The 14,257-nt window shown below is 32.1% G+C and carries 12 protein-coding genes; 5 read left to right on the top strand and 7 right to left on the bottom strand.

Features of this window, described 5'->3' with window-relative positions; genetic code table 11:
* The first annotated feature begins 2 nt into the window (after window positions 1-2).
* From LNP27_RS07860 to LNP27_RS07880, 5 genes are all read left to right on the top strand, one after another.
* A complete protein-coding gene (locus LNP27_RS07860) occupies window positions 3-182 on the top strand; it encodes a CcoQ/FixQ family Cbb3-type cytochrome c oxidase assembly chaperone (protein ID WP_229941089.1) in 180 nt (59 codons plus the stop codon).
* A gap of 19 nt (window positions 183-201) precedes the next feature.
* The gene (locus tag LNP27_RS07865; RefSeq protein WP_229941090.1) at window positions 202-1,083 is read left to right on the top strand and encodes a cbb3-type cytochrome c oxidase N-terminal domain-containing protein; all 882 of its coding nucleotides are present in this window, start codon (window positions 202-204) and stop codon (window positions 1,081-1,083) included.
* Window positions 1,084-1,178: 95 nt separating this feature from the next.
* Window positions 1,179-2,597, top strand: a complete 1,419-nt coding sequence (gene ccoG / locus LNP27_RS07870; RefSeq protein ID WP_229941091.1) for a cytochrome c oxidase accessory protein CcoG — start codon at window positions 1,179-1,181, stop codon at window positions 2,595-2,597.
* A gap of 37 nt (window positions 2,598-2,634) precedes the next feature.
* On the top strand, window positions 2,635-3,087 hold the full coding sequence (locus LNP27_RS07875) for a FixH family protein (RefSeq protein WP_229941092.1): 453 nt from the start codon (window positions 2,635-2,637) through the stop codon (window positions 3,085-3,087).
* Window positions 3,088-3,155: 68 nt separating this feature from the next.
* On the top strand, window positions 3,156-3,857 hold the full coding sequence (locus LNP27_RS07880; protein WP_229941093.1) for a sulfite exporter TauE/SafE family protein: 702 nt from the start codon (window positions 3,156-3,158) through the stop codon (window positions 3,855-3,857).
* Between the two features lie 70 nt (window positions 3,858-3,927).
* Here LNP27_RS07880 and hemN read toward each other — a convergent pair whose 3' ends face one another.
* From hemN to LNP27_RS07915, 7 genes are all read right to left on the bottom strand, one after another.
* Window positions 3,928-5,292 carry an oxygen-independent coproporphyrinogen III oxidase gene (gene hemN / locus LNP27_RS07885; protein WP_229941094.1) on the bottom strand — a complete coding sequence of 455 codons (1,365 nt, stop codon included), beginning with the start codon at window positions 5,290-5,292 and terminating at the stop codon, window positions 3,928-3,930.
* 119 nt (window positions 5,293-5,411) lie between these two features.
* Window positions 5,412-5,888 carry a hypothetical protein gene (locus tag LNP27_RS07890; protein ID WP_229941096.1) on the bottom strand — a complete coding sequence of 159 codons (477 nt, stop codon included), beginning with the start codon at window positions 5,886-5,888 and terminating at the stop codon, window positions 5,412-5,414.
* Between the two features lie 643 nt (window positions 5,889-6,531).
* Window positions 6,532-8,553: a DUF349 domain-containing protein gene (locus LNP27_RS07895; RefSeq protein WP_229941098.1), complete on the bottom strand. Its 2,022-nt coding sequence runs from the start codon at window positions 8,551-8,553 to the stop codon at window positions 6,532-6,534.
* A gap of 256 nt (window positions 8,554-8,809) precedes the next feature.
* A complete protein-coding gene (locus LNP27_RS07900) occupies window positions 8,810-9,559 on the bottom strand; it encodes a shikimate dehydrogenase family protein (RefSeq protein ID WP_229941100.1) in 750 nt (249 codons plus the stop codon).
* Window positions 9,559-10,956, bottom strand: coding sequence for a tetratricopeptide repeat protein (locus tag LNP27_RS07905; protein ID WP_229941102.1), 1,398 nt, complete (start codon window positions 10,954-10,956; stop codon window positions 9,559-9,561). The genes LNP27_RS07900 and LNP27_RS07905 overlap by 1 nt, the downstream gene beginning before the upstream one ends.
* 228 nt (window positions 10,957-11,184) lie before the next feature.
* Window positions 11,185-12,372 carry an aspartate aminotransferase family protein gene (locus tag LNP27_RS07910; protein WP_229941104.1) on the bottom strand — a complete coding sequence of 396 codons (1,188 nt, stop codon included), beginning with the start codon at window positions 12,370-12,372 and terminating at the stop codon, window positions 11,185-11,187.
* Between the two features lie 16 nt (window positions 12,373-12,388).
* Window positions 12,389-14,044: an OstA-like protein gene (locus tag LNP27_RS07915; protein ID WP_229941106.1), complete on the bottom strand. Its 1,656-nt coding sequence runs from the start codon at window positions 14,042-14,044 to the stop codon at window positions 12,389-12,391.
* Between the last annotated feature and the right edge of the window lie 213 nt (window positions 14,045-14,257).

Consider the following 14,257-nt stretch of genomic DNA (forward strand, 5'->3'; position numbering starts at 1 on the left):
TCATGTTCGAACAAGTAAAACATAATTTAGAGACTATTGATGGAGTGGCGACATTTCCTATCATCTCATTACTGATTTTTTTCTTCTTTTTTGTAGGATTAGGCATTTGGGTGTTTTCCTATAAAAAAGAAAGAATCGATGAGTTGAGTCAAATGCCATTGCAAGACAATAAAATAGTATAATTTTTTAAAAATATATAGAATGAAAAAATTAATTCCAGCATACGTAAGCGTACTTGTTCTTTTCTTTGCTGCATTTGGAGCAATGGAGTATTTCGTTGACTCAGGGGATAAGCCTGCTTTTATTAAGTACCCTATGGTTTCTGTGTTTTTAATGGTATTTCTCTTTGTATTAATAGCGATATCAATTACAATGAGAGCTGTAGACAATATCACTTATCAATTAATGACTGAAGAGGAAAAAGCGAAATTAAATGCAGCAGGTACTCAGAGTTTCACTGAAAGTGATTGGTATAAAAAATTAGTATCAACGTTTGTAAGACCAGAATCTACAGTAGTAAGCGAAGACCAATTATTATTGGAGCATGACTATGATGGTATCAAAGAGTTAGATAACAATCTTCCGCCATGGTGGGTCTATTTATTCTACGCTTCTATCGTTTTTGGTGTCGTTTATATGGTTCGCTTCGAAATCTTAGGCGCTGATGATCAAGAAATGGAGCTGGCAAAAGAAATTGCACAAGCTAAAATTGAAGTAGCAGAATACATGAAAACTGCTCCTGATATGATGGACGAAAAAACAGTGACTGTATTGACTGATCCCGCCGATTTAGCTGTTGGAAAGGAAATTTATACTACTAATTGTGCTGCTTGCCACAGAGCTGATGCAGGTGGTCAAATTGGTCCAAACTTGACTGATGACGAATGGATATTAGGTGGAGGAATAAAAAATATATTTCATACTCTAGTAAATGGTGGTCGTGATGGGAAAGGTATGATTGCATGGAAAGGAACTTTGAAGCCTAAAGAAATGCAAAAAGTAGCTAGCTATATCATATCTTTGAAAGGAAGTAATCCTGTTGATCCTAAAGCACCAGAGGGAGAAGTTTGGGTTGAGGAGTAACATTTTTACAGTTAAATAGCAATTAAAAACACACGTTTTTATTTAGCTTTAGGATTTTAAGAATTATTTTAAAATTGTGTTTTAAATAAAAAGAAATGTCAAAATTACCAGATGAAGCTTTTAGAGATACTATTGGAACAATAGATAATGAAGGTAATAGGAAATTTATTTTCCCAAAAAAACCTTCAGGAAAGTTTTATGATTACAGGAAATGGGTTAGCTATTTATTACTTATAATTCTTGTTGCGAATCCTTTTATAAAGATAAATGGCAACCAGTTCATGTTGTTCAATATTTTAGAAAGAAGATTCAATATTTTTGGATTTCCTTTTTGGCCTCAGGATTTTTATATTTTTGTTATTTCTATGATTGTTGGGGTTGTTTTTATAATCCTATTTACTGTAATTTTTGGAAGAATATTTTGTGGGTGGATTTGTCCGCAGACCATTTTTTTAGAAATGGTTTTCCGTAGAATTGAATATTGGATTGAAGGAGATCGAGGTGCACAAATTCGTTTAGATAAGCAAGAATGGAATTCTGAAAAGATTAGAAAAAAAGGAATGAAATGGACTCTTTTTCTAATTATTTCTTTTTTTATTGCCAATGTGTTTTTAGCCTATCTTATTAGTAGTGATAAATTGCTTTTAATGATTGAAGAAGGACCATCTAGTCACATTAGTACTATTATCTCTTTATTGATTTTTACAGGTATCTTTTACTTTGTTTTTGTTTGGTTTAGAGAGCAAGTTTGTATTATTGCTTGCCCTTACGGAAGGTTACAAGGTGTTTTACTAGATAATAAATCTATAAATGTAGCATATGACTTTGTTCGTGGTGAAAAAGAATTAGGTAGAGCAAAATTCAATAAGCAAGAAGATAGAGAGGCATCAGGAAAAGGAGATTGTATTGATTGTAAACAATGTGTAAATGTTTGTCCTACTGGGATAGATATTCGTAACGGAACTCAATTAGAATGTATCAATTGTACGGCATGTATTGATGAATGCGATGCTATTATGGACAATGTAGGTTTGCCTAAGGGGCTTATTCGTTACGCTTCTGAAGAAGAAATAGAGAAAAATACTAAGTTCCAATTTACACCTAGAATGAAAGGCTATTCAGCTGTTTTGTTTATATTGGTTGGTATCTTAATAGGACTTTTATTTTTACGTACAGATGTTGAAGCTACAATATTGCGTTTACCAGGACAATTGTTTCAACATAAGGGAGAAAACATTAGTAATATTTATACGTTTAAAATTATTAACAAAACCAATAAAGATGTTAATGATATCCATTTCAAATTGGTTGGAATAAAAGGTACTTTGAATGTTGTAGGTAAACAAGATCTTATTGTTCCTAAACAAGGAATGGTTGGTGGAACACTGTTTGTCGAAATCAATAAAAATTTATTAGATAGCGATAAGACAAAATTGAAGATAGAAGTTTACGATGGTGATAAGAAAATTGAAACTAGTACGACTAGTTTTTTAAGTCCACGTAGTTTTGATTAACACTGTGGTAAAGCCTTCAAATTTTAAAGAAAATATCATGAAAATTAATTGGGGAACAGCAATTGTAATTGCTTTTGGTTTGTTTATTACGTTCATATTGTATTTTGTTGTTAAGGTTCAATCAGACTCAAAATATGATAATGATTTAGTTGTCGAAGAATATTACAAGCACGATGCAAAATTTGGTGATGAAATGAAACGCATTCAAAATGCTGAAGATTTAGTTTCAAAACCAGTAATTACTATACTTAGTGAGGGAGTTACTATCGTTTTTCCAGTGACTCTTGTTCCAGAAAATATAAAAGGAAAAGTGTCCCTGTACAGACCGTCTAACAAAAAGTTAGATTTTGAAATTCCAATTTCTCTTTCTGACGCTACTACTTTGCTCATACCTAAAAAAAGTTTGGCGGGCGGTCGATGGGACATTAACATGGAATGGCAGTATGAAGGAAAATCATACTTGACCAAAGAAACAATTTACATTAAGTAGTTAAAAAGCCATAAAGTCATACCTTTGATTTTATGGCTTTTAATCTTAATTATAACTTTTGACACAAAATGCTATACTCAGCCTTTATATTTGGTTTAATAAGTAGTTTTCATTGCATAGGCATGTGTGGTCCTATTGCGATGATGTTGCCTGTAGATCGATCAAATCAGGCTAAAAAAGTTACTCAAATCATAACCTATCATTTAGGAAGATTAACAGCATACGGAACCATAGGTTTTGTTTTTGGACTTCTAGGAAAAGGTTTCTTTCTCGCAGGTATTCAGCAGAATTTGTCCATATTCATAGGTGCAGCTATGATTGTTGTGGTTTTGGTACCAGAGAAAATATTTGCCAAATATAATTTTTCAAAACCAGCCTATAGATTGATTTCTAAAATAAAAACATCCTTAGGAAGTCAGTTTAGGAATAAGAGTTATAAGTCATTATTTACTATTGGTCTATTAAATGGCTTTTTGCCATGCGGAATGGTGTACGTTGCTTTATTTGGTGCAATCGCGATGCAAAGCGCAAGTCTAGGAGTTTTATATATGGTATTATTCGGTTTAGGAACGGTTCCTATGATGAGCAGTATTGTTTATATAAATTCTTTTTTGACTGTTCCAATTAGAAATAAAATCCAAAAAGTAATTCCGTATGTTGCCGTGCTTATAGGTTGCTTGTTTATCTTAAGAGGTTTAGGATTGGGAATTCCGTACATTTCTCCATCCAATATGAGCTTATTTGTTCAAGAAGATCCAAATTGCCACTAACTTTTTAGCTTTACAATATTTCAAAAAAAAAATACGCTCGAGGCGTATTTTTTTTTATTTCATTATACAATTATATTGTCATCGAAAACAATTGTGTGTCTGGTGTTTTTCGTTTTAAACGAAGGTCGAATGCCATGCAAATATTACGTACATAAGGCTTGCCAGCATCTGTAACCTGAATACTTTTCTCCTTAATGATAAGTAGTCCGTCGTTTTCCATTTCTTTTAATTGAATTAAAACCTCTGGAATTTCTTCAAAATAAGTTTCTTTATTCTCCCACGAAGTTACAAATTGACACATTAAATTCAAGATGTGTTTTCTGATGATTAAATCTTCATTTGTCAATAGATGCCCGCGGTAAACAGGTAATTTATCCCATTCTAAAATTTGGTAATAATCTTCTAAATTTTTCACATTCTGAGCAAAACTGTACCAACTATCACTAATAGATGAAACACCTAAACCAATCATTAATTGTGTTTTTGAAGAGCTATACCCCATGAAGTTACGGTGCAAATTTCCATTTTCAAAAGCATCATAAAGGCTATCCGTTTTTAAGGCAAAATGATCCATTCCTATTTCATGGTATCCATTTTCGAACAATAATTTTTTGCCTGTTTCATATAACATTCTTTTCTTATCATCTTTAGGAATGTCTTCGTCCTTAAATCCGCGTTGTCCATTTCCTTTAATCCAAGGTACGTGTGCATAACTATAAAAAGCTAAACGATCTGGTTGTAATGATTTTGTTTTTTCAATAGTGTCGATAATATCTTCAAGTTCTTGAAATGGTAAACCAAAAATAATATCATGACCAATTGAGGTATAACCTATTTCTCTAGCCCATAAAGTAACTTTCGCTACATTGTGAAAAGGTTGCTCTCTGTGTATTGCTTTCTGAACTTTAGCAGAATAATCTTGTACGCCGTAACTGACTCTTCTAAATCCTAAGTCATAGAGTTTTTTTAAATGTTCGTGGGAAGTATTATTTGGATGTCCTTCAAAACTAAATTCATAGTTTTCAGCTTTTTTTGCACTAGTGAAAATTCCGTTAATTAAGTCTTCTAAGTTTTTAGGAGAGAAAAAGGTTGGAGTTCCACCACCTAGATGAATTTCTTTTATAGTTGGTTTTTCACCTAGTATTTTACAATATATTGCCCATTCTTTTAGAACTGCTTCTATATATGGATTTTCTACGCTATGGTTTTTTGTGATGCGCTTATTACAACCACAAAATGTACATAAACTTTCGCAGAATGGTAAGTGAATATAAAGACTTATCCCTTCTGGACCATTACTTTGTATAAATGATTTCTTTAAAGTTTCTGTCCAAATCTCGTATGAAAAATCAGCTTCATTCCAATAAGGAACCGTTGGATAGCTAGTGTATCTAGGTCCTGGAACATTGTATTTTTGAATTAAAGAATTTTTCATAATAGGAGTATTTATTAGAAATCAAAAATACTACTAAGACTAAATATTTAAAATGATAATTATCATATAAGAAAATAACAAAAAAAAGAGACTCTAAAGTCTCTTTCATTCCATATTTATTACTTTTTAATATGACTATCAAATATTGCTTTCCATTTTTTTGCTAGTTGATAATCTTCATACAAACATATTTGTCCCATTTGATCGTTTTCAATTTTATAAAAAGGAACTGATTCTGTTTTTTTATTTTCTTTATATTGGAATTCTACCACTATACTATTAGTTGTGTCACCATTATTAGCTGTAGTGAGAACCAATTTGCAAGACTGAACATCATTTAAATTTACAAATGAATTTTTTTCTGATTTCGTATTGAAATCCATTAAAAGGAATCCTTTGTTTTTATCGTCTAAAGCTAATATTTTTTTATTAAGCCTATCTACAATCTCAAATTTGAAATGATTGTTTTGGCTAAATTGATCTTTTATTGCGTTAATTTTTGATTTATTAAGTGAAGTGGATCGTAAATTATATAAAATAGGTGCAGCGATTATTAATGTTAATACAAGACCGATTATAGTTACAGATGTGTCCATTTTTTTATTTTTTAGTGATTTATATAACAAGATAATTTGAATTGAAAATCAAAAGATATCAACTCATAATAGGACGATAATTGTGTCCTTTAATACTAAAGCAATTATATTATTGAATATAATATGTCAAAGTATCATTTTAGAATCAATGTCTATTTTACCAAAAAGAATGAAAGGGAAAGAGTAGCAGCGAAACCATTTCGCATCGATTAATGTCTTGATTCGCAAAACGTAAAAAAGGTGTTCTAATTTTAAAATCAGGAATTGCAAGAAAAAAACTTTCTAAATATTTTACAAAATATTGATTAGAAGTTTTGTGATGTAGAAGAAATAGGTGGGTGATCTGAGGTTGTATAAAAACAGAAGTATGAATACTGTCAGACGAGAAAGTCGAAGAGGTTTTCTCGATTTCAAAGGAATGACCCGGAGATTTATTTGCATTAAAAACAAATAATAAAACTAATGAAAGCCCAATGATTATTATGGTTTTCCGTATCCAATTCATTTTGTAAATATAGCCTTTGGTATTGATTTTACACCATTTTTTCTTATAAATGAAAGTTAAATCTAATCTTAATTTCGCATAAAAAAACCTCGAATTCGTAAGGTTCGAGGTTTGTGATTTACAATCTTAATTGATAATTTATTCTATGTTTAAGCTTCTCAATTGTTTAAGTTTTTCTTTCCACACAGCAAGCGTTTCTTTATGAATAGCAATGTTTTTTCGAACTTCTAATACAATAGAGTTCTCTTTTTTTGCATTTTTAGTATTGGTGAAAAACTGAATGTTGTTTTCTAATTGAAAAATTTCATGTTGAACTTCATCAATTTTGCGCATGATAAAAATCTTTTCATTATCTAATTTGCGTGTGTCATGACTTTCAGATAAGTGATCCATTCTATTGGCAAAACGCATCATTTCAGTATCTTTTTTACTTAAGTTCAACTTTTCAAAAAGAGCATCTAGAATTTTATTGAATTTTCCTTCAATATGTCTTCTTGGGAAGGGAACTTTACCAAAGTTTTTCCACGTTTCAATGTGCAATTTTATAGCGTCTAAATCGGCTTTATGTTCACCTACTAATTGGAATTCTCTCAAGGTTTCTAAATAAGCTTTTTTGTTGTCAAAAGCAGCAACTTCTTCAGTGTTTTCCTCGTTTTTCTGCTCTTTTAATTTTTCGAAATAATGATTACAAGCATCTTTAAATTCTTTCCAGATTTTGTCTGAATATTTTCTTGGCACATGTCCTATTTGCTTCCATTCCTCTTGAATTTGCTTCATGATAGGGGTTGTGGCAGCAAAATCAGTACTCTCTTGTAGTTCTTTGGCTTTAGCAACAAGCGCCGTTTTTTTGCTTAAATTATCATTTTGATCTTTCTTTATGTCTTTGTAAAAAGAGTTCTTAAAAGAATTAAAATTTCTAACGGCCGTTTTAAATGCCGACCAAGTTTCTTCATTTACATCAGACGGTACTTTTCCAGCGGAGAAGAAAGCGGTACGTAACGCTTCTACTTTTGCTATTTGAGCCAGCCATTGCGAGTGAGCATTCACTTTCTCAGTAGCTAGTACTTCAATTTGAGCAATGATATCTTTTTTCTTTGCTAAATTTTCAAGCTCGGTTCCTCTTAGATTTTCAAATAAAACTTCTCTTTTGTCGTGCATTTGTTTAGTCAAGTCACTAAACTTATTCCATATTTCGTCTCGATGTTCTCTAGAAACAGGTCCAATATCTTCTTTCCAGATTCTATGTAAATCTTGTAATTCTCTAAACGCTTTATTAATATCTGCTTCTTTTACTAATTCTTCAACACGAGCAACTATTTTTTGTTTTTGCTCTAAATTGTGTTTAAAATCTAGATCTCTTGCTTCTCTATCTAGGTGTAAATAATCATAGAAGTTTTCTACATGAAAGTGAAAATTATTCCAAACGTGATTGTATTTATCTTTAGGAATTGCTCCAGCATTTTTCCAACGCTCTCTTAAATCATTAAAATGTTTTAAGGTGTCTTTGATATTTGCTTGCGGGTTTATCAATTCTTTTAACTCCTCAACTATCGCCAAACGGGTTTCTAAATTCGTTTTTAGATTCGTTTGTAGGCTTTTGAAATGCGCATTTTTGGCATCCCTGAAAATGGAATAATATTTATCAAAATTCGTTTTTAGTGGAGAATGATACTGAAAATCTTCGTTCGGATCTTGATTTTCAGCTAGAAAATCTTCTTTTTTCTCTTCTAAAAGATGGTTGTATTTTGCTAGGAATGATTTTTTTATTTCTTCAATATGCTCTTTTGCTGATATCACTTTGTGAGTTGAAACTAAATTTTTTAGCTCTTCAACTAACGCTTCTAATGATAGTGCATCATAATCCTGCATTGGAATAGCATGACGCTCTTTTAAGGTTTCATCTTCACTTTCCTCTGCATTAGAATCAGCGATAGCATCTAGCGCAATCTTATTTTGAGTTTCATTTGCAGCATCAGCCTCCAGAGCTTTATCCCTAGTTGGAATTACCTCATTTTCTGCAGGAATAGCAGTAGGTTCTATTGCAACACTATTTTCTACGATCTCTGTTTGAGACTTATCAGTTGCAATTGCATTGTTTTCTATATTTCCATCTGCTTCGTTTTCATGACGAGACAGGTTATCATTCTTTTCTTCTAACATTTTTTCAATGTATAAGGTTTGTATTAATATGTATTGCGAAAGGTACTAAAGCAGTTTGAAAATACAAAATTAATCAACTGATTATCACTTTTTTTAAAGGAAATTGATTGATTTAAATCCATTATAGATTGTTTGCTGTCGTTTTTATCATTTATTTTTCAATAATTACCGTGCGTTCTTTCCTTTTTTGAATAAAAAAAACTACAACTTTTCATGGTTGTAGTTTGATATAATTTTATGTAATTGTGTCTTTATATTATTTATTCCAAATATCCCAAGCCTTTTCTGCTTGAAAAATAAGCATGTCTAACCCATTTTTGATTTGTGCACCTTGTGCTTTTGCTTTTTTGAGAAATTGGGTTTCTGCTGGATTGTAAATTAGGTCAAACGCTATATGATTTTTCGTGAAATATTCATACGGAATTAGTGGATATGCTTCAGTGTTAGGACTTGTTCCTACAGGAGTGGAGTTGATTATGATTTGGTAATTATCAAATGTAGTTGCATTGATTCTGTCATAATCGATTGCGTTCTCTTTGGCTTCTCTTGAAACAAAAGTGTACGGAATATTCAGCTCATTTAAAGCAAAAGCAACTCCTTTTGAAGCGCCGCCTGTTCCTAAAATCAAAGCTTTTTTGTGATGGCTTTTCAATAAGGGCTCTAATGATTTTTTGAAACCATAATAATCAGTGTTGTATCCTTTCAGTTTTCCTTTTTTGGTGATTTTAATGGTATTTACAGCACCAATTAATGCTGCTTTTTTTGATAGTTTATCCAAAAAAGGAATTACTGTTTCTTTATAAGGAATAGTAACATTTAAACCTTTTAAGTTGGGAGTATTTTTTATGATTTCAGGAAAAGCTGTTATTTCCTGAATATCAAAATTCTCGTAGGTACAACCGTCAAAGTTTTCGTTGTTGAATTTATCTGTAAAATACCCTTTTGAAAAAGAGTAATTAATATTTCTTCCCAGTAAACCAAAACGTTTTCTTACTATGTCAATCATTATATTTTTTTATGTTTTGCTATAAAATTTTGTACTACTTTTTTTGCCCAAACAACTGGAAATTGCTCTTCTAAAAGGTTTAGGTTTTCAAAATTCAATCGCAAGGCATTGCTTAAATGGAATTTTGCTTTTGTCGTATCTGTTAGCATATAATACAAACCAGCCAAACGATATTCTACTTCGTTTTCTTCTGGAAAATATTCAGATGCTTGCAATAACGTTTGAATAGCACTTTCGAATTCACCTAAAAACTGAAGAATGTCTACCCAAAATAACCAAGTATCCAACGAGTAATCTCCAAATTCTACTGCTTTTCTGTATCCAAATTCAGCTTCTTCAAAGAAGTTCATTTGTTTGTTGATGGAAGCGAAGCGTTTCCAATACAAACGGTTTTGATTGTCAATAGCTAATGCTTTGTTGACAAAGAAAAGTGCTTTTTGAAAGTTTTTTTGACGCACATAAAAATCAGTTATAGCAATCCAACCTTTATCTAATAATGGATCTTCATGTACAGTTTGGTTGAAATATTTCAGCGCTAAGACTTTGTTGCCTAGTTTTTCATGGCATTTTCCTATTCGTAATAAAGCGTAAGAAGTAGCATCGTCTAATTCGATAGTTCTTTCATAGCTTTCAATTGCTTCTTTGTATTTTTTTAATCGTTCAAAAGCTTTCGCTTTTTCCATAAATGCACCAAGGAATTCATCGTCGATTAAGGTGGCATAATCAAAGGCGCGAATCGCACTTTCATATTCTTTTACACCATAATGCAAACGACCTACTTGATGCCATGCAATTTCACTATAGGGATTCTTCTCGATATATTCGTTCAAGAAAGTTATAGCTTCTTGATTTTGATCTAAGAATTCAAAGCAATATACTACGTTGTATAAGGCAGATTGATCTTCTAAATCTTCCTCAAGACATTTAATAAAACTTTCTTTTGCTGACTCAAAGTTATCCATGAATAAGTATTCCATACCTATTAAATTATGGACATCAGCATAATCATCTGTATATTTTAAAGCAATTTTTAATAATTCAACTGCTTTTTCGTGTTGATCTCTTTTAGAGTAAATATTTGCTTTTTGAATGTATATCTCTTCGTTCGTTGGTTCGATTGCATATAATTCATTTAATAATTTTTCGGCTAATTCTAGTTTGTCATCATAGACTAACATCTCCACTTGAACTAATTTTAGTCCTGTTGATTTAGGGTGTTGGTCTAGTGCTAGTTTTAGTGCTTTTTTTGCCAAAGCGGCCTTGCCCATATCGAGATAGTGAAGAATAATTTCTTCAAATTCCTCTGAGTCAAAAAAGAGAACTTTGTTGGTTTTCAACATAGACTCAAATTTAGACAGGGACAAGTTATAGTCTTCTTCTTCGTTGCTTAATTGCATACTGTGTTTTTTTAATTTGGCCTAACTAAAGTTAGGCATCCTTAATATTAATGTGAGGAGAAGTAGGAATTCTTTTGAACAATTTAATTAACAAAAAATAAATTTCTTTTTTGAAAATGAATTTTCGTAATAACCTGAGATTCTAGCCCTGATAGAAATGAAAATCCTTTTATGGCGTTGTTCGCCTTAAAAGATTGTAATGGATAGCAGGAATAGCTTCTAAAAAAATTACTCTCTATTATAAATTTCGTCCATTACCTCAAGTATTATTTTGCAACCTTCTTGAATTTCTTCGTTAGAAATAGTTAGTGGCGGTGTGATTCGGATCGCTGTTCCTTCAAAAAGTAGCCAAAATAAAATGAGTCCTTTGTCTTGACATTTAAGTATCACTTCATTTGTTATGTGGTCACTTTTTGTCATTGCGGCCAGCATTAATCCTTTTCCTCGTATTTCCTCTATCAAAGGATGTACCAAAAGCGATCTAAATAGTTTTTCTTTTTCTAGGGCTTCAAGCATTAGATTGGTCTCGGTAATTTCTTTCAAAGTGGCCAAGCAGGCTGACGCAATGACAGGATGACCACCAAAAGTAGTAATATGTCCTAGTTTCGGGTTTTCGCTCAATAAATCCATTCGTTCCGCCGAAGCTGTGAAAGCACCTACAGGCATGCCACCTCCCATTCCTTTTCCCATGACAAGAATATCAGGTACTACATCGTAGTTTTGGAATCCAAAAAGTTTTCCTGTTCGTCCAAAACCCGGTTGGATTTCGTCTAGAATCATCATGGCACCCACTTCGTCGCAGCGTTGACGTACCTTTTTTAGAAAATCATTATGTGGTTGTATAAATCCAGCGCCACCTTGAATGGTCTCTAGAATAATTCCGGCCGTTTTAGTAGTTATTTTGTGTAAATCTTCTTCGTTATTGAAAGTGATAAAATCTACATCAGGAATCAAAGGACGAAATACTTGTTTGCGTTCTTCAAACCCCATAACGCTCATAGAACCCATTGTATTACCATGATAGGCATTGTGACACGATATCAATTGGCTTCTTCCTGTAGTTCTTCTAGCAAGTTTTAAAGCGCCTTCTATAGCTTCGGTTCCTGAATTGACCAAATAGGTTTTGTCCAATGGTTTCGGCAAGAGAGAAGCTAGTAATTTACAATATTCAACTGCTGGACTTTGCGAATATTCACCATAAACCATCACGTGAGAATATTTGTCCAATTGGTCTTTTATAGCTTGGTTTACTCTTGGATGTTGATGTCCAAGCGGACAAGCGGAAACTCCAGCCACAAAATCCAAGTATTTTTTATTGTTAGTATCATAAATATAAGAACCTATTGCATGTGAAACTTCCATGCCTAAAGGATATGGAGACGTTTGTGCCTGGTATTTTATAAAATCAGTATTCAAAACTAATGTCTTTTAATTATTTAACTTTTGTTCCTTTTGGCGATTGTGGACTTTTCTTTTTATCATAATTCAAAGTCTCTTTTCGAATTTTCATAGGAACATTTTCTTTTGCTTCGTCAGATTGGGTTGCTTTAGCTATTTTTTCATTGTCCTCATTTTCTTCTGGCGGAAAAATATCATCTTTTGATTTGATTTTTTCGTCACCTCGCCAGACTAATCCTCTCAGTTTTCGAGCACTTTCTGGCAAATCTTTTTCAGGATAAATATCTCCATCTACTTGATTGAAAAAAGTAATGGTTTCTATTTCGTTTTTGTCTAAAAGAAGATTGATTTTACTACTTACGTTTTTATTGATGCCTATCAGTTCTTGAGCGTCATTTCGCATGTAATAAACAACTTCAGCATTTTTGACAATATCAACATCATGTAGTTTTCCTTCCGTAAATTTACCATAGAGATTTTGACCTTTCACTTGATTATAGCCTGAGCCAATGGTATCTTTTGAAACTAGGAATGTGTTGTTGAGAACTTTGAGCGAATCTAGTTTTTGCGTAGTGCTATTTCCTATGAGATGCATGATATCTCCTGTTATTTGGCTTTCACCGTTCCAAAGGATAGGATTTCCAATCAATTTTGTCAGACCGAGTTTAGTGCTCGAATGAATAGAATCGCATTTTCCGCTCATGTCAGTTTTGTAAAATCGCACATTATTGAAAGCTCTGATAATTCGATTTCCTTCTTTTCCAGTTACCATCAATTTCTTTCCGTGAATGTAAACCGAATCATTTTCTACAAAATTTACCGCTACGGCTCTTTTTGTTACAAAAACGGAGTCTTTCTTTTTATACATTTCAGCATAATGTCCTTTTATAATTCCACGGTTGATTGAATCCGTAATTTTCACGTTTCTAGTTGCCGAGGCAAATTCACGATTTCGATCATAATACAAACTATCGCCTCTTATCACTCGATCATCGTATTTGATATAGGATTTGTTGAGGAAATGAGCTAAGTTTTTCTTGGTGTCATAAAACCCCTTTTCAGTATAAATATAATTGGCTTTACTAGTAATTGTTGAAGGTCCTAAAAGATAGGAATGCCCAGAATTACTAAAATAATCAAGATGATTTGATTTTATAACATAAGTAGGATTTGTGATAGTAACTGCGGTCAGGAATTGAAATTTTTTCTGATTAACGTAATAGCGTCCTGAATTGCTTTGTAAAGTATTGTCTTTATTGGTTATAGTACCAGGAGTTTCATAAAAAACTTCTTGAGTGTTACGATCAAAATTTATTATTTCTGTTGTCAAAGTTGCATCTGGCGAACTCATTACTGCTTCGCCTGAAGCGTACGCTTTTTTTACGTTTCCGTTATATTCAGCGTATTTACTGTTTAAGAATAATGTGTCTCCTTGCACCATTTGTACATTACCAAAAGCTTTAATATAGTTTTCTTTTTGGAAATAATATGCTTTATTACAGGTCATTACCACGCCATCATGATTCACACGAACATTTCCAATTAGCAATAATGCATCAGGAATTTCTACTTGATTTACATCGGCAAAATCAGAGTTTTCTACAATAATTTTTTTTGGAGCTTGCGCCAAAACAAAATTTGTGATTAAAAGTAGTAAACAATAACGAAGGAAAAACAGCGGTTTATTCAATGGATTTATTTTTTGTCAAATTTATGAAAAAGGAAACGATCCTAATCGATATTAAGGTTTATTTATAATTCGTTAGAAGTGTGCTAAAAAACAATAAGTTGCTGCGGCAAAGTTATCAACAAATAGTGGTACTCCTTCGTTGTAGTATCTGTTTTTTAATAGAGAATTATGTAGTTTCAAAGCATATCGACTTCTATGTATCTAAAATAGATT

Source organism: Flavobacterium galactosidilyticum, from assembly GCF_020911945.1.
Classification (GTDB): Bacteria; Bacteroidota; Bacteroidia; order Flavobacteriales; family Flavobacteriaceae; genus Flavobacterium; species Flavobacterium galactosidilyticum.